This is a genomic window from Spirulina sp. CCNP1310, from assembly GCF_034932185.1.
GTDB lineage: Bacteria > Cyanobacteriota > Cyanobacteriia > Cyanobacteriales > Spirulinaceae > Spirulina.
Genome location: NZ_JAYGHW010000068.1, coordinates 13,817 through 31,491, shown reverse-complemented (window position 1 = coordinate 31,491; position 17,675 = coordinate 13,817). Strand labels below are relative to the sequence as shown.

14 protein-coding genes are annotated in these 17,675 nt (G+C 49.5%); 8 read left to right on the top strand and 6 right to left on the bottom strand.

Annotated elements, in window-relative coordinates; translation table 11 throughout:
• Positions 1-76 precede the first annotated feature (76 nt).
• Complete coding sequence (locus VB712_RS12365) at positions 77-2,455, top strand: MASE1 domain-containing protein (protein ID WP_323255104.1); 2,379 nt, start codon at positions 77-79, stop codon at positions 2,453-2,455.
• Between the two features lie 85 nt (positions 2,456-2,540).
• Positions 2,541-3,833, top strand: a complete 1,293-nt coding sequence (locus VB712_RS12360; protein ID WP_323255102.1) for a sensor histidine kinase — start codon at positions 2,541-2,543, stop codon at positions 3,831-3,833.
• A 3-nt stretch (positions 3,834-3,836) separates the two neighbouring features.
• Here VB712_RS12360 and VB712_RS12355 read toward each other — a convergent pair whose 3' ends face one another.
• The 4 genes from VB712_RS12355 to blaOXA all read right to left on the bottom strand — a co-directional run bounded on the left by VB712_RS12355 (position 3,837) and on the right by blaOXA (position 9,149).
• Positions 3,837-5,474 carry a DUF3685 domain-containing protein gene (locus VB712_RS12355; protein ID WP_323255101.1) on the bottom strand — a complete coding sequence of 546 codons (1,638 nt, stop codon included), beginning with the start codon at positions 5,472-5,474 and terminating at the stop codon, positions 3,837-3,839.
• Between the two features lie 124 nt (positions 5,475-5,598).
• Entirely contained in the window at positions 5,599-6,816 is a 1,218-nt protein-coding gene (locus VB712_RS12350; RefSeq protein ID WP_323255099.1) for a glycosyltransferase, read from the bottom strand.
• Between the two features lie 35 nt (positions 6,817-6,851).
• Positions 6,852-8,093, bottom strand: coding sequence for a lipid-A-disaccharide synthase-related protein (locus VB712_RS12345; protein WP_323255097.1), 1,242 nt, complete (start codon positions 8,091-8,093; stop codon positions 6,852-6,854).
• Positions 8,094-8,297: 204 nt separating this feature from the next.
• Entirely contained in the window at positions 8,298-9,149 is an 852-nt protein-coding gene (gene blaOXA / locus VB712_RS12340) for a class D beta-lactamase (protein ID WP_323255095.1), read from the bottom strand.
• A 199-nt stretch (positions 9,150-9,348) separates the two neighbouring features.
• Between blaOXA and VB712_RS12335 the strand changes: the two genes are divergently transcribed.
• The 6 genes from VB712_RS12335 (at position 9,349) to VB712_RS12310 (ending at position 16,094) form a co-directional block, all read left to right on the top strand.
• Entirely contained in the window at positions 9,349-9,735 is a 387-nt protein-coding gene (locus tag VB712_RS12335) for a Rid family detoxifying hydrolase (RefSeq protein WP_323255093.1), read from the top strand.
• A gap of 119 nt (positions 9,736-9,854) precedes the next feature.
• A complete protein-coding gene (locus tag VB712_RS12330; protein WP_416236336.1) occupies positions 9,855-10,226 on the top strand; it encodes a hypothetical protein in 372 nt (123 codons plus the stop codon).
• A 74-nt stretch (positions 10,227-10,300) separates the two neighbouring features.
• The gene (locus tag VB712_RS12325; RefSeq protein WP_323255090.1) at positions 10,301-11,812 is read left to right on the top strand and encodes an AAA family ATPase; all 1,512 of its coding nucleotides are present in this window, start codon (positions 10,301-10,303) and stop codon (positions 11,810-11,812) included.
• 124 nt (positions 11,813-11,936) lie between these two features.
• On the top strand, positions 11,937-12,287 hold the full coding sequence (locus VB712_RS12320) for a DUF1257 domain-containing protein (RefSeq protein WP_323255088.1): 351 nt from the start codon (positions 11,937-11,939) through the stop codon (positions 12,285-12,287).
• A 301-nt stretch (positions 12,288-12,588) separates the two neighbouring features.
• On the top strand, positions 12,589-13,575 hold the full coding sequence (locus VB712_RS12315) for an ATP-binding protein (RefSeq protein WP_323255086.1): 987 nt from the start codon (positions 12,589-12,591) through the stop codon (positions 13,573-13,575).
• Positions 13,576-13,589: 14 nt separating this feature from the next.
• Positions 13,590-16,094, top strand: a complete 2,505-nt coding sequence (locus tag VB712_RS12310) for a S8 family peptidase (RefSeq protein ID WP_323255084.1) — start codon at positions 13,590-13,592, stop codon at positions 16,092-16,094.
• A gap of 9 nt (positions 16,095-16,103) precedes the next feature.
• Here the strand turns inward: VB712_RS12310 and VB712_RS12305 are convergent, their stop codons facing one another.
• Positions 16,104-16,733 carry a hypothetical protein gene (locus VB712_RS12305; RefSeq protein WP_323255082.1) on the bottom strand — a complete coding sequence of 210 codons (630 nt, stop codon included), beginning with the start codon at positions 16,731-16,733 and terminating at the stop codon, positions 16,104-16,106.
• Positions 16,734-16,833: 100 nt separating this feature from the next.
• A complete protein-coding gene (locus VB712_RS12300) occupies positions 16,834-17,430 on the bottom strand; it encodes a TerD family protein (RefSeq protein ID WP_323255080.1) in 597 nt (198 codons plus the stop codon).
• Positions 17,431-17,675 lie beyond the last annotated feature (245 nt).

Here is a 17,675-nt window from a genome sequence, read left to right as displayed (position 1 = left end):
CTCCGCTAGTAATTGAAGTACCATGGAACTAGGATAAGCAATTTTATTCATTCCATCATAAATTCTCTGATAGCTTATGGTTGCCAACCCCTCCCACCCCCGCCTACGCTCTGTGAGCATTGCCATCGCGGTGGCGATCGCCTACTACAGTGCCGCGAAACTAGGGCAATATCTCGCCATTCCCCCCGGCTTTATCACCCCCGTCTATGCCCCCTCCGGGATCGCCCTGGCGACGTTACTGCTGTTTGGCAATGGGATTTGGCCGAGCATCTTCCTCGCTGCTTGGGTGGCAGCGGCCTGGCCCCTCGCCGTCAGCACCGGATTACTCACCGCCTCCCTGATCGCCGGTTTAGGTATTGCCATTGGCTCCGTACTTCAGGCATTGACGGGCGCTATCCTCCTCCGTCAATTAATCGGGCGTGATCAACTGTTCTACAATGCCCCCAACGTCTTTCAATTTACGCTGATTGAACTCCTTAGTTGCATGGTTAGCCCCACCATTGGCTGCATCAGTATGTATGGGGTGGGGTTTATTGATGGAGCCGAGTTCGCCAACAGTTGGTTTACCTTTTGGTTGGGAGATACCGCCGGAGTTTTGATTATTACCCCCTTAATCTTAATTTGGGGACGACCCCAGCCGGTGATCGAACACAGCCGCCACCAAGCCCAAATTTTAGAAATGGTGCTGTGGCTGCTCTTGGTTTTAGGGTTTGGTTGGCTGGCCTTTGTGTGGGCCTACGCCGTGGAATATTTACTCCTGCCCCTGTTGATGTGGGCGGCGTTGCGGTTTGGGCCCCGTTGGGCGGCGATCGCCCCCCTGATCGTCACGGGCTTTGCCGTCATCGGCGCAGTCCACGAAACCAGCAGTTTTAACCGCGCCACCCTCAACGAAACCCTCTTACTCCTGCAAGCCTTCATTGCCGTCATCGCCATCACCACCCTCGTTGTCGTCGCCGTCGTCCTAGAGCGACAACGGGCCGAAGCCGCCCTCCTCAACGCCAAAGCCAATTTAGAAACCAAAGTCGAAGAACGCACCGCCCAACTCCGCGCCTCCAAAGAAGCCGCCGAAATCGCCAACAAAGCCAAAAGCGAATTCCTCGCCAACATGAGCCACGAACTCCGCACCCCCCTCAACGGCATCCTTGGCTATGCCCAAATTCTCCGGGCCAGTGAACCCCTGAGCGATCGCGGTCAAAAAGGCGTAGCCATCATCCATCAATGCGGCAACCACTTACTCAACCTGATCAACGATATTCTCGATCTCGCCAAAATTGAAGCCCGCAAACTAGACTTACACCCCACCAGCATCTTTTTTCCCGCCTTCTTAGAAGGGGTCACGGAAATGTGTCGGGTGCGGGCGGAACAAAAAGGGCTAGAATTCACCTACCTCGCCACGGCTCCACTGCCCGAAGGCATTGCCCTCGATGAAAAACGCCTCAGTCAGGTGCTCTTAAACCTGATCGGCAATGGGATCAAATTCACCGATCACGGCAGCGTCACCCTCCGCGTTCACCCCCAACGCCAAGGAGATCACTATCGCATCCGTTTTGACGTGGAAGATACCGGCATTGGCATCACCCCAGAACAGTTAGAGAAAATTTTCCTGCCCTTTGAGCAGGTGGGGGATCTCCGCAAACAAACGGAAGGAACCGGCTTAGGCCTCGCCATCAGCACCCAAATTGTCGAATTAATGGGGGGAAAACTCGCCGTCAAAAGCGACTATGGTCAAGGGACGACCTTTTCGTTTGAGGTGGATCTTCCCGCCGTAGAAGCCTGGACCCAAGCCTCCCGCATCTCCAACAACGGCACAATCACCGGCTATAGTGGTCGCAAACGGCGCATTTTGGTCGTGGATGATCGCTGGGAAAATCGCTCCGTGATTGTCAATTTATTAACCCCCTTAGGGTTTGATGTCATCGAAGCACAGGATGGTAGCGAGGGTTTAAGGATTACCCAATTGGTGAAGCCCGATTTGATTATCACGGATTTAATGATGCCGAAATTGGATGGATATGAGATGTTGCGGGCGATTCGGCAAAAACCCGACGTGCAACATATTCCCGCCATTGCATCCTCTGCTAGTATTTTTGAAAGTAACCAGCATGAAAGCATCGAGGCAGGGGCCAATAGCTTTTTACCGAAGCCGGTGGATGCGATCGCCCTACTGGAACTTTTAAAAAAACATCTTGCCCTCCATTGGGTGTACGACTACACCGCGCTAGATGCCAATGCTGCCCAGGGTGCGCCACCAGAGGAAACCATCGAAATTATCCCTCCCCCCGCTGCCGTTTTAGAAAAACTCTACCCCCTTGCCATGCAGGGACGGGTCAAAGCCCTACAAACCGAGGCCAAAGCCCTCGATATTACCTATATTGCCTTTGCCCAACAGATCCAAACCCTTGCCCAACGTTTTGAGATTGAAGCCCTCCAGGTCTTTATTGCACAGTACCTTTAGGCCACTCCCTGCCCAAAATGCAGATTGTGATACCCTAAAATCTTTCCCGCAGCAGTAAACCCATTTTTATAGTAGTAGGACGTTAATGATGTTAAGCAATGCCCATCCTGAAACTATTTTAATTGTTGACGATAACCCCAATAACTTAGATGTTTTATCGGAAGCCCTGGCCCTAGCTGACCTTGATGTTGCCGTTGCCACCAGTGGCGAAGCTGCCCTTAAACAACTTAAATATGTGCCTCCCTCCCTGATCCTTTTAGATGTGATGATGCCCGGCATTAATGGGTTTGAAACCTGTGAACGGCTCAAGGCTGACCCCAGCACCCAGGATATTCCAATTATTTTTATGACGGCCTTGGCGGATCCCATTGATAAAGTGCGGGGGTTTAACCTCGGAGCCGTGGATTATATTACCAAACCCTTTCAACAGGAAGAAGTCCTCGCCCGCGTCCGCACCCATCTCAAACTCCGTCACCTCACCCAAACCCTAGAGCAACAAGTTGCCGATCGCACCGCCGCCCTCTCCCAATCCCTGCAAGATCTTAAACAGGCCCACATTCAGTTAATCAACAGTGAAAAAATGTCGATGTTGGGGAACTTGATGGCGGGGGTGGCCCATGAAATTAATAATCCCGTGGGCTGTTTAAATGGCAATATCAATCCAGCCCGCAATTATATTGAAGATCTACTGCATCTGATCGATCTCTACGAAGCACAGTTTCCCGATCCAGGGCCAACGATTAGCGAAGAAATCGAAGCCATCGATTTAGACTACATTCGCGAGGATTTACCGAAACTGATTGATTCCATGGCCTTGGGCATTAATCGGATCAAAGAAATTAGTGCCAGTTTACGCACATTTGTTCGTGCTGATACTGATGAAAAGGTGAACTTTGATCTCCATGAAGGGCTGAATAGTGCGGTGTTAATTCTGCGCCACCGGCTTAAGGCCAATGAACATCATCCCGCCATTGAAGTGAAAACAGATTACGGTCAGTTGCCCCCGTTGCATTGTTTTCCGGGGCAATTAAATCAGGTGTTTATTAATTTACTGGCCAATGCGGTTGATGCCATTGATGAAGCCAATCAAGGGAAAACCTATGCCGAAATCAAGGAAAATCCTAAGGGAATCGCGATTCAGACAGCGGCTCAAAATGATCAAATTGTGATTATAATCAAAGATCAAGGTCATGGGATGACACCAGAAATACAAGCGCGGATTTTTGACCATCTATTTACGACAAAGGCCGTCGGTCAGGGAACGGGTTTGGGGTTATCCATCGCCCACCAAATTATTGTCGAACGCCACGGAGGCACGATCGCCTGCCAATCGGAGTTAGGCCAAGGGACAACTTTTACGATCGCGCTGCCGATTTAGAGCTTATTTGGAGCGATCAGAGGAGCGGGGGAGGCTATTGCCCAACCCCTGAACAATGCCCCGGCCAATTAAACCGAGGCCCCGGCCAATCACTTGGGTAAGGAGATAAACCACGCCTTCCCCAAGCCAGGCGATGAGGTTGCGCAAACGGGGGGCGATCGCATCGCGGGTTTCTAAGGCGAGGGTGACAAACCAAGGAAAGCCGGTGAGTTGGGCCAATTCTTCCCCCCGCGCCCCGTAGATACTCACCTGTTTAATCACGCCAGCGGTTTGATAAAACAGCAGGTAACGGCTTTCAAAGATCGCCTTCGGTTCCCGTAAATAGGTATTGTGGCGAAATTGCCAGGAGAGTTCGTTGCGGAAACGGGTGAGCGATCGCGTTGAGAAATAGCGGGATTCATAGAGTTGATATTTAATTTCTTCCCCTTCGCCATAGCGATTGAGCAACCATGCCATAACCGCATTGCTGAGTTGAAGGATCAGATGATCCCGCAGAAGGGCGGCTCGGCCTTGGGCTTCGGGGGATTCGCCGCGATAGCTGACTTGATCAATGGTGATAGGGGTGGTGTGGATCAGGTGGGCAAGGAAGTCGCCAGCCTGGGGCATGGGGGGCAGGTTGGCCGTTTGGGCCCAGAGGGGATCGATGAGACCCTGGGGATTGACCTCGCCCCCGGTTGGGTAGCGACGTACCCATTCAAGGCGGATCTGTTGACACAGATCCCGAAGAATATCGGGGGTTTGGCGGCGGATTGCATCAGCATCGAGTTGGAGGAATTGGGCTTGGTCGCCCCATTTTTTCAAGGTTTGGACGGTGAGATAAAGCAGTTCAGCGCGGCGATCGCCCCGCAAAATATCAATTTCCAACACTTGGCCGCTTTGATTGACCAATCCCCCTTGGATGGCGGTGAGAAATTCCGCTAGGAGGGGATAGGGTTCGGGGGCCGGGGCGATGGGTTCGCCAACGCGGATCGCCGTGGGGGGATCGGGGGGCGGTGTAAGGGTAAAAACGACTTGCACCGGCAGGAGTTGATGGACACACCAACGGGCAAAGCGGAGTTCTCGCTGTCTTCCTTGGAGAATCCAGCGGTCTAACCCTTGGGCGGTGGCGAGGGGCGATCGCAATTCCCCTAACTCGGCTTCAATTTGCTCTAACCCCGATTGGCGCAGGGTATGGAGCCAACGGGGGGGACGGTTGGGAAATTGGGAGGCGGGGGTTTGGGGGGCGAGGGGGGGATCGGGCCAACGGGTCTGCCCTTGGGAAACCTGGTTAATCGTGGCCAGGAGGGTTGCGAGGCTGACCCCTTTGGGACAATAGGCCGCCACCCCAAGGGTTTGGAGTTGCTGCCGTTGGCCGGGGTCGGGGCAGGGGGTGAGTAAAATCAGGGGGCGATCGGCGTAGGTGCGCCGCACCCGCTCCACATAGCCCCAATCGCCGCCACAGTCGATCAAGGTGATGAAGGCCCGGCTCTGGGGCCAATACTGTTCACCCATGGTTAAATCCCCAGTGGCGATGATCTCCACTGAGGATTCTGTGGCCCAGGCGGTGGTCAGGCCGAGGCGGAAAATGGGGTCGGGATCGAGGAGGAGGAGGGCAATGGGTTCGCTAACGGCGATCGCCCCTGAGGTCGGATTACTCACCATCTTGGCCGGATTTTAAATATTCGTTCCATTATCGCTAGATTTGCCAATTTGATGGTTTTAATCGCGGACATCGAGGGGAGTTCCCTGGGGGGGAATGCCATGCAATCCGCCGGACAAGGGGGGTTTAGACTTCTAATTGGACTTTGAATTGGGGGGCTTCAAAGCCCATGTCCTTGAGTTGACGGCGCAGTTGATCGGCTTCTAACAAGTTGGTTTGCTCCAGGATGGCGATCGCCTTGCCAAAATAATTCAAGGCTTCATCGACATTGCCGCATTTAAACCACACCACCCCTAGGTTTTGATAGGCTTGGGCATAGTCCGGTTGCAGTTCGATCGCTTTTTCGTAGGCGGCGATCGCATTTTGATAATGCCCCAGAGCCTTAAACACTAAGCCCAGATTGTAGTAGGCCAGCATACAGGTGGGATCAATTTCAATGGCTGCACTGAGGGGCCGTTGGGCCATTTCGTATTCCCCCGCTTCATGGAGCAGCGCCCCAAAGTTAATCAATGCCCCCAATTTGAGGATGGGGAAAATATTTTGGGCGATCGCCCCTTGGTAATGGATCACCGCCTTATCCATGTTGCGCTTGCGGGCGTAAGCATTGCCGAGATGGTAATGGAGTTCATAGGCAAGGGGCGGTTCAATGTTGATATCCTTTAAGCCCCGTTTGAGTAGCGCCATCCCCTCTTTCGTCTTACCGCTGTTGACATAGAGCGCCCCCAACTTATTGCAAACATAGGGATCATCGGGATGATCGGCAATGTAAGCCTCCATGGCAGCTTGGGCGCGGGCCTGTTTATTTTTTTGGGCGATCGCCTTCACCTCATAACCACTATGGATCAAGGCCACCACCTGCAACGTCGCAAAGTTCCATTGCGGTTCCGCCTTGAGCAGGGCGATCACGCTGTCATCAATGAGGGCATGGTAGGGGCGATCAAAACGGATCGCCTCATGGCGGCGAAAGAGGCGTGAAGTGAGGGAATAGGGAGATTGCACTGCCCCGATTTCCTGACGGATCAGGCTCACCACCAGCAAACTATCATCGGCCATGGCGGTGCGAATGTGGGGGCCGGCTTCTTCCGTTAGCTGTTCATCCGCATCTAAAACCAAGACCCAATCCCCCGTCACATACTTCAGGGCCTGATTGCGGGCGGCGGCAAAATCATTGCCCCAAGGGAATTGGGCCACCGTTGCGCCGTATTCCTGGGCAATGGCCATGGTGCGATCGCTCGACCCCGTATCCAACACCACAATTTCATCCACCACATCCTTCACACTGTCTAAACAGGCGGGCAAAGCTTGCTCTTCATCTTTCACAATCATGCAAAGGCTGAGTTTCATGGGTCGTTGATTAAGGGAATGGAGATGTTTTCCTATTACAGCACCGTGAGCAGATGATCCGCAATTCGAGCGGCGGCTCCCGGCTGGCCCATGCGGCGATCGCCATTTTCAGCAATGATCTGCAACGTATCCGGATTACCTAACAGGCTTTGGCAAATTTTCGGCACATCATGGGGATGCTTGAGCAGCGTTACGGAAACCCCCAAGAGGCGGGTTTGGGCTTCGGCAAATTGGGGCGTAAATTGCGGCCCCGTTCCCGGTAGCGTGATCACAGGTTTTCCCAGGCCGACAAACTGCTCCGTGGCTGTGCCGGCCATGGCGATCGCCACATCCGCCGCATTCAAACAAGCAGGATAGTCCCGTTGCGTAATCACCAAACGATGATCCCCCTGTTGGAAGCCTTGGGCTGAGGGGTCTGTGAGGAGGGGAACCGTAGGTAAGGGGGCAGGTCGCCAACCGTATTGGGTGAGGGTGGGGAGAAAATCAGCGGCATCTAGGCTCGGTGCAAGGGCAGCGAGGAATAACAGTGGGGCAGGCGTGGGGGGGGCGTGGCAGAGTTCATGGGCGGCGGTGATCAGCGTTTGCCAGTTGTGATGGGCCTCTGGGGCGCGGGAGCCAGGGAGCAACAGCACCATTAAAGCCCGCTGTTCTTCGGGGATGGCGCTTTGGGTGTAGCGGGGGACAACCAAACCATCCATCATCGGGTTGCCGAGGTTATGGGCATTAATTTTGTAGCGTTTGAGGATCGTGGTGGTGAGGCCATCGCGGGGATAGATGGCCCGACAGGGCGATCGCCCCATTAACCACCGTTCCCAAGGCAAATACACCGAACCCGACCAGCCTTCACCCCGGCGGGATTTCAGCAATTGCCCCCGGTCATCGCGGATATAGTATTCCGATTTGGCCGTACCCACAAAGCCATAGGTTGCCCCACTGAAGGCGGCAATGGCGAGGGGGACAACATCCCCTACGGCGAGGATATGCCCGCCATCTTTGGCCCAACGGCGGGCAACGCGGATCTGAGCCAACGTTAACCCCAACAATCCCCCCTGGACATCCTGCCACAGTTGCCGACTATCCATATAAATAAATCCCCCCGATGGCATCGCCTTGACGGGGCCAATGATGGGAATATCGGCGGTTTGGTAGGCGTGGCCTGTACCGACGATGGGGAGGGCGGCAATTTCAGGGGCTTGGGGATGGCGGCGGAGGGCTTGGGCAATCTGGATGGCGATCGCATCTTCACCATGGCCATTACTCAAACACAGCAGTTTCATAAATCGTTAGGGCAGATCCACAGAGTTTATTATGGCTGTCTGGGGACAGATTAACGCGATCAATCTGCGCCTACGCCCCTCTCATCCCTCTGTAGGGGCGAAAAATCTTTCGCCCCCTCGCCGCCTTTTGGGGAGAGGTTAGGTTGAGGGTGACTAACATAGCCCCTCGCTCTCGCTGGGGAGAGGGGTTGAGGTGAGGGCTAATCACAGTACCCCTAAGGTTTGCAAACAAAGCCGTGTGAGTTGCAGGCGGGCGGCGGCGGCTTCGGGCTTGTCCATATCAAGATTGGTGGCGAAAAAGTAGACATTATCAGCGGTTTCCACATAGCCGACATACCAACCAATTTGGCGAACCCCCTGCTCCCCATAGCCATACCAGCCGGTTTTCGCCCGAATTGTGTAGTTTGGGGTTTGTTCGGCAATCATGAGATCTTTAACGAGGGTGAGCGATCGCCCCGAAAAGGGTAAATCCCCAGCCTGGAGCCGCTGTAAAAATTCCACCTGTTGGCGCGGCGTGATCCGCAATGTGCCATTGAGCCAAAATTGATCGATTTCTTCCGGGGGGCCAATGCGTTGATTGCCAAATTGAGCGGCTTCAATATATTGCTGCATTTGCTGATGACCGACCCGGCGGGCAATCACCTGATAAAACCACACCGCTGAAATCTTAAAGGCCTCCCGCAAATTGAGATCCCGATTCCAACTAGGGATCATCCGGGGTACACCGTCCCAAGTGAGTACAGCCAAATCATGGGGAAGGACACCACTTTCTAAGGCCACCAGGGAATTAAAAATTTTAAATGTGGAGGCGGTGGGGAACGCGGTGCGGTTCCGTTGGGGATTGTGTTCAAAAAAGCGATCGCCTTTTTGGTCATAGATCAGGATCGATCCCTCAATATCCAGGGCTTCAAAATGAGGGGCAAAATCCACCGCTTGGGGGGTGACGGCTACGGCTGGGGTGGGGGCAGCATGACTGGGGGCTAATTGGGGGGCGATCGCCATCCCCAGGGTCAAACTGAACAGATGAAACACAATGATGGGGCTGATTTTAATCATGGATAAATCCTCAAGAATCGTGGTCTTCGCCCAAGGGCTAACCACGATTCTTGAGCTTAGGGGGAATGGGGCCGAAATCCAACCGTTGGCGGCGGGCCTGTGCAATAAAAATTCATCCAATTATCAAGTTGTTTAACGAAAATGCCGCTAGAGCGGCTCTCCCCCCTAGGCTAGAAAAAGTGAATTGCAGGGGAAAGTGATGAGTAAGCGCATTGTGCAAACCGAGGCGGCTCCGGCTCCGGTGGGGCCCTATAGTCAGGCGATCGCCGCCCAAGGAGAATTCCTGTTTGTGGCGGGGCAGATTCCCCTCAATGCAGCGGGGGAATTAGTGGGGGGGGATGATGTGGCCGCCCAAACGGAGCAGGTGATGGCCAATTTGCAAGCCATCCTCACCGCTGGGGGAGCGAGCTTTAACCAGGTGGTGAAAACGACGGTGTTTTTAACGGATTTGGCGGATTTTGCGACGATGAACGGGGTTTACGCCCGCTATTTCGATGAAGCCACCGCCCCCGCCCGCGCTACGGTGCAGGTGGCTCAACTCCCTAAAGGGGTGAAGGTGGAAATTGACTGTATTGCGTTGATCTAGGCAGCATTGTAAACGAATATTACAATATTGCCGTCATGACGCTATACCGCCTTGACAGTCCCCAAGACCCTGATTAAGATGGCATAGCATACCCGGGTAAAACTTTTATGAGCATCAAGATGCAAGACAAGCAGAAAGTAACTCTGTACTTACCTTCCCAAATGCACCGGAGACTCAAAATTAAATCCGTCGTGGATGAAGAGTCGATGTCGGCATTAGTGGAGCGGGCCATTCAGTTCTATCTGCAATATCCCGAAGCGGTGGAAGAAATCGAAGCCGCCCAAGGGCAAAAGGGCCAGAGTCATCGTGTCCATGCCTGCCCCGATTGCGGAAGTGCTTTGGTACAGCGGGATGGGGATCTCATTTCCCTCCGTAACCAGCCCAGCATTATTACAGACGAACTCACCCCAGACCTCTCTGTGGAAAAAGTCCGCGAATCCCTTGGTTCCGGTGCGGATTCCCAAGATGAGGAACATCTCGTTCCCTGCTAGGGGCGGGGCTGGCCCGCCAGCTAGAGCGGGGGGATAGCCCATCGAGTCGTAACAATCAAAAAGGTCGATTTCCGATGAAAGAAGAACTGAGCATACTCATCAAAGCTCAATATCCCCTGATCTACCTCGTCACTCCAGAGGAAGAACGCTCTGAGCAGGCGATCGCCAAAATTGCCCAGAACCACACCCAACATCAGAAAGTTTTCATCTGGACGATGACCCACGGGATGGTGGAATATGGGCAAACCCGCACCACCCCCCAACACAACACCATTTCCCCCGAAGCGGCGATCCAATGGACGATCCACCAGAAGGAACCGGGCATCTATGTTTTTAAAGACCTCCACGACTTCATCAGCGGCGCAGGGGTAAAACGGGCGTTACGGGATGCGATCGCCTCCTTCAAAGGCACAGAAAAAATCGCCATCCTCATGTCTCCGATCCAAGAAATCCCCATCGAACTGGAAAAAGATGTAGTCGTGTTGGATTTCCCCCTCCCCAGCATGGAAGAACTGGGTCAAGTGTTGGAAAACCAATTGGGGAAAATCCGGGGCAAACGGCCCAGCGCCGAAACCCGCGAAAAATTGGTGCGGGCCACCCTCGGTTTAACCAAAGATGAAGCCGAAAAGGTCTACCGTAAAGCCTACGTCAAAGCCAACCGCCTCACGGAGGAGGAAGTGGAGATCATCCTCTCTGAGAAAAAGCAACTGATCCGGCGCAACGGCATCCTCGAATACATTGAAGAGGACGAAACCCTAGAGGCGATCGGCGGTTTGGATGAATTAAAACATTGGCTCCGGCAACGCTCCAACGCCTTCAGCGAACGGGCGCGGGACTACGGCTTACCCCAACCCAAGGGGATGCTGATTTTAGGCGTTCCCGGTTGTGGCAAATCCCTAATTGCTAAAACCACCTCCCGGTTGTGGGGCTTACCCATTCTGCGGTTGGATATGGGACGGGTCTACGATGGTTCGATGGTGGGGCGATCAGAAGCCAATTTACGCAACGCCCTCAAAACCGCCGAATCCATCTCTCCGGCGATCCTCTTCATCGATGAACTGGATAAATCCTTCTCCGGTGGCACCGGATCATCAGATTCCGATGGCGGCACATCAAGCCGGATTTTCGGTTCTTTCCTCACCTGGATGCAGGAAAAAACCTCCCCGGTGTTTGTGATGGCTACCGCTAACCGCATTGAGCGATTGCCGGGGGAATTTCTCCGCAAAGGGCGATTTGATGAAATCTTCTTTGTAGATTTGCCCACCCCAGAAGAACGCCAAGCCATTTTTAAAATTCATCTCTGCAAGCGCCGCACCGAGATTGATCGCTTTGATCTCGCCCAACTTGCCACGATGTCTGAAGGTTTTTCCGGTGCAGAAATTGAGCAGGCGATTATCGCCGCCATGTATGAAGCCTTTGCCCAAGACCGCGAGTTCACGCAACTCGACATCATCGCGGCCCTGAAGGCAACGCTTCCCCTTTCTCGCACCATGACTGAGCAGGTCACAGCCCTTCGTGATTGGGCGCGACAACGCGCCCGACCTGCCGCGACCTCTAGCGCGGAATACCAGCGTTTAGAGTTTTAACAGGCTTTCTCCCCCATCCGGGGGGGCAAAGGCTAGCCCTAGCTAGCAGCACAATTGAATAGCCCGCATCAGCGGCACTTTTCCTAAACTCACTGTCGTTTTCATTTTCAAGAGGAAGTCCAACATGTCTCATTTCAGCACCTTACGCACCAAGATCACCGATGTGGAAATTCTCCAAAACTCCCTCCGGGATCTGGGGATCACCACGAAAACCAATGCTGAAGTCCGGGGTTACAATGGTCAGCAGGTTCGCGCTGATTTGGTTGCGGTTCTGGATGGCGAGTATGATCTCGGCTGGTCTGGTAATGGTGATGGCACCTTTGACCTGATTGCTGATCTTTGGGGTGTGGCCAAAAAGCACAATCAAACCGAGTTAATCAACTCCATCAACCAAAAGTACGCCGTCAATAAAACCTTGGCTGAAGTGCAACAGCGGGGCTTGAACAATGCCAACGTAAAACTGGTTGTCCAGTAATCTCTGGCTCGTGTTCCAAAGCAATCAGAGGGTTAATTCCAACGGGGATTAACCCTTTTTTTGCATATCTTGCTTTAGACAATTAGCAATAAAGGGGTTTTCACGGTTTAGGGTTATAAAAAAAGCTAATATCACGAGGTTTCGAGGTTTTAGCATGAAAGGCTAATGTAGCTATGAGGTAGCTAACATCCTTAAAGTTTGGTACAATCAAACTATGAAGCTGTTCATGACAAACCGTAACTTTATCTAGTATTGTTTACATAGAAGGCTCTATAGTATAATAAAAGACCAACTTAAAATAATGTCCACTGCACGCCACATCCTAGCACTTCTAAGAAGTCACGTGGAAGGAGAGCAGCAGAAATTTTATTCTGCTGCTCTACAGATGGCCGCGCATGAAGCAAGACAAGGGCATGGTAAATTAGCTCAAGAAATTCGAGAAGTAATTGACCAAGCTAAAGCTAATCAATCGGTTATCGAAAATAAAATCAATCCTATTCCCTTAGTACAACCAAAAGGAGATTTAGCTAATCTAATTTCTGTAAGATACCCAGATACCCGATTATCAGATATGACTCTGACTTCTGACCTTAGTTTTAGTCTTAAACGGGTGTTAACGGAACAAAGACAAGGACAAAAACTTAAAGAACATAATCTTAAACCTCGCCGAAAACTGTTATTAGTCGGCCCTCCTGGTTCGGGTAAAACCATGACGGCTGAGGCCTTAGCTGGAGAACTTAGATTACCGCTTTTTACGACCATATATGATAGTTTAATTGACAAATATATGGGAGAAACAGCAAGCCGATTAAAGCTGATTTTTGAAGCAATGACAATCACCAAAGGAATATATTTTTTTGATGAATTTGATGCAATTGGAACTCAACGCCATAATAATAATGATGTAGGGGAAATTCGACGAATCCTCAATTCCTTCTTAATGTTTTTAGAACAAGATCAAGGGGATAGTCTTATTTTGGCAGCAACGAATCATCCCCAGCTACTAGACAAAGCTCTTTTTAGACGTTTTGATGATGTAATTAAATATAAAGTTCCTGATAGTGAGACTATTCGTGAACTAATTCAATCTCGACTTATTGGCTTTAGAATTGGTTGGCAAAATTGGTCAGAAATTCTTGAGCAAGCTAATGGACTTGCTCAAGCTGAAATTGTACGAGCAGCGGATGAATCTGTTAAACAAGCTATTTTATCAAATAGTGAAAAAATCAGTGAAAATTTTTTGATTTCAGCTATTCTTGAACGTAAAGATTTAAACTTTAATTCATAAATGTCAGGTTAACAATGTCAAAATCTTCTCGTAATCATCCTCATTTATACTTGAGTAATAATCAAGAGTTTTTGAAAACTGTCGATTACACATCACCACGCTCAGGACGAACCCCAGAGCCGCTGAATTGTGATAGGACAGCACAAGCAAAAAAAATAGAAACTGCTATCGGTCAAGCAATCATCAAAGCTCATGAGCAACTGCAAAATCGTTCATCGAAAATTGCGGTAGGAAAACCTGGATTTTATTTAGAATTTGAAGTTGTAAACGACAATGCAAACATTTTTGAAGATTTAGGAAATAAACAAAAAAAGATAGAGCTAGTTTCCGTCAAATCTTCTGGTGACCAAGAAGGGTTTGTGAAGGCCACAGTTTTTGTGCCAGAGTCAGCCACAGATTTTTTCACAGTAAAAGTAGAGAAATATAGAGATGAAAATACAAAAAAAGGAAATCCTAAAAATGCGGGGTTAATAACAAGACTAGAAAATGTTGATCTAGGTACAGTTCAATCATTATTTACTGATGATCTTAGTTTGTTTCCTCAAAATGGACAAAAAGTTTGGTGGGAAGTATGGCTGCGGCGTCACCAATTTGAAAATTTCCAATTAATTACTCAAAGATTAAACATTACGATCAAATCGACGCAAATTAAATTTCCAGAAAGGACAGTTATTCTAGCAATAGCTAGTGCGGAAGAAATGGAGCAAATCATTTATAATTCTGATACGGTTGCAGAGCTACGAATTGCTAAGGATACACCTTCTTTTTTTCTGAACCTAAGTTCAATTGAACAAAAGGAATGGTCAGATGCTTTAGATAATCTTACGCTACCTCCTAGCGAAAATTTTGATGCTGTTACTGTTTGCCTTCTTGATACAGGTGTTTATCAAAAACATACACTCATTGAAAAAGGGCTTGATGTTAACGATTTACATACCTGTGATCCAACGTGGGGAGCTAATGATCATGATGGCCATGGGACTCAAATGACAGGATTAATTCTTTATTCCGATCTATTTGAGATTTTACAATCAACAACGCCGATAAACCTTACTCATCGTTTAGAATCGGTTAAACTGCTTCCTCCACATCCAAAATACAATGATCCTGAACTTTACGGAGCTATTACAGAGCAAGCGGTTTCTCTACCAGAAATAAAAAATCCACAAAGAAAGCGTATTTTTTGTATGGCGGTAACTAATGAACAACTATTACCCAATTTGGGAAATCCTTCGTCTTGGTCAGCAGCAATTGATCAACTAGCCTTTGGTGAAGATGACCTTAAACGATTGATCATTATTTCAGCAGGAAATATTAGAGAACAAATACTTCCATCTGATTATTTAGACCGTAATGATCTAGAAACAATTGAAAATCCTGCACAGGCGTGGAATGCCCTTGTGGTCGGAGCTTATACTGAGAAAATTAACATTGTTAATCCTGATTTTCAAGGTTGGCAACCTATCGCCCCTTGTGGGGATTTATCTCCCACTAGCCGAACTTCCGTTTCTTGGGAAAATCAATGGCCTATTCGTCCTGATGTTGTTTTTGAGGGTGGCAACTATGCTTCAGATGGTAAAAATCCGGCAGAAAGTCTTGACGATTTGTCTCTGCTAACAACAGACTATGATCCTCGTCGTGTTAAAACTAAATTATTTGTAGCCATGTCAGATACGAGTTGTGCAACTGCACTAGCTAGTTATATGGCTGCTCGTATTCTGTCTCAATATCCTGAGTATTGGCCAGAAACGATACGTGCATTAATTGTTCATTCAGCCGAATGGACTCCCATAATGAATGAGCATTTTAGCAAAGGATCTCAACAAAAACATAAAAAAAATATAATTCGTAGATATGGATACGGTGTTCCTGATCTAGATAGAGCGTTAAAGAGTTCAAATAGTGATTTGACACTCATCATTGAAGATCAACTATTGCCTTTTAAAAAAGATGGTTCTGCTATCAAAACCAACAAAATGAATTTACACGATTTGCCTTGGCCTAAAGAAAAATTAGAAGAATTAGGGAAAGCTGAGGTAAAGCTAAAAGTTACATTATCTTATTTTATTGAACCTAATCCAGGAGAACGAGGTTATCAAAGAAAACACCGCTATGCATCTTGTGGACTTAGATTTGAAGTTAAAAGGCCTTTAGAAACTGATCAAGAATTCCAAAAAAGGATCAACAAAGAAATTAGGGAGGAGGAAGAAAATTTTCGTGGTAGTCGGGAAAATGATAACTGGTTTTTGGGTTCTAATTTGAGAAATAAAGGTTCACTACATTCTGATATTTGGAAAGGCTCCGCAATTGATCTAGCAGAAAGAGGAATGATAGGTGTTTGTCCCGTAAGTGGATGGTGGAAAGAACAAAAACAATTGGAGCGTTATGAACAGCCTGTTCGTTATTCATTAATAATAACGATTCGAGTACCAGAAGTTCAATGTGATATTTATACACCTGTATCTCAGTTGATCAGTAACTCAATACCAACAAATATATCTATACCTATTGGAACATAACCTTAAATTTCAAATCAATTTCTGTTCAGGTTGGAGGATGTGGATAAGGATGGGAAGGAGGTCATCAAGATCAGTAGGAACGCGGTAAAGATCGAGGTCTTGGGTGATTTGGCGGGAAGTGCGATCGAATTGGCCGAATTGCCAAATGTTGCCCGTAGAAATTGCCCCAAAAAGAAGCGGCTGATCAACATCCAACCATTGATCTAGGGCAATGAGTTCAATCGCCAATTGCAGAAAACCCCGTTCTAAATCTTCATTTTTAGCCTCAATGACGAGGAACGTTTGCTCATTTTGGAGAAGATAATCGAGGGAACCCTTGAGTTGATGGTTAACGGCGACGGGATATTCAACGTTGAGGGTGGCTTCGGTGTAGTGGAGTAGATCGGTTAAGACGGGGGCAATGAGGAATTCGCGCCGGGCCATTTCGCTGTTGAGACTGAGGCGGGGGAGGGTGTTGGCAATGCGGGCTTTGAGGTCAGCGAGGCGATCAAGAGGGCCGGGATAGTGAGGTAATTCGAGCCTAGCGCGTTGGAGTTTCACTTTAAAATAGGCAAGAATATCCTGGGGGGCGAAATTGAGTTTAAAGTAATCAGAAAAACTATAGGATTGCTCAGGATTAATGATCGGGGTTTTGGGCATGGCGATCAAACAGCATAGAGGAAAAGGATTAAAGCAAAGAGGGGGAGGGCGAAAGATTTTTGTGCCTCCGGCAGGCTTACGCCAACGCCCCTACAGGGTTTTAATATTGCTTGAGAATTTCTTTTAATTCATTGACCTGTAATCCTTCACCAAGAGCGGTTAAATCCCAGCCTTCCCCATTCCGATATAACTTGGCAATGCGTAACCCGGTACAACCTTGGTAATCGCTGCCGGAGAGGTTGTAACGGGCGATTTCGGTGCGGTTTTCCATATTTTCGAGACGCACAAAAGCATTTTTAACTTGGCTAAAATCCTGCTGGCGATCGCGACACCGATAGATATTCACCACAAACATCAAAGTTTCAATGTCAGCGGGGATTTTCGTTAAATCAACAATGATCTGCTCATCATCGCCATGGCCCGCCCCAGTGAGATTATCCCCTAAATGGGTGATGGCTCCGGAGGGATGGCGCAGATTGCCGAAATAGATGACGTTGTTCGTGTTGCGGTATTTGCCATTGCGATCAAGGGCGATCGCTGATGCATCCAAATCATAATCATGGTTATTGCTAAACAGGCTCATCAACCCTTTGGGCCGTTGGGCCACATCCCACCCTAGGCCACAGAGTACCCGTTTTAAACCCGGTGCTGCCTTGACGAGGGAAATCCGTTGTCCTTTTTCGAGATTAATTGCCATAGGATGCTCAACTGTATGGTGAAAGAGAGCCTAGGGTTTGCACAACCCAAGGGACTGCCCCAAATCTAGCACTTCTAGGGGTGGAGGGTGATTGGCCATCACCCCCCCATCGCCAAAATCCTCCTGAGTACCGAACGACGGAAATCATCCGACCATACCTGCAAGGCAAAACTCTTAGCCCACAAGAGATTCCCCTGTCTGCCTTCATCCTTCTGCCTTCATCCTTCTGCCTTAATGTACTTCCT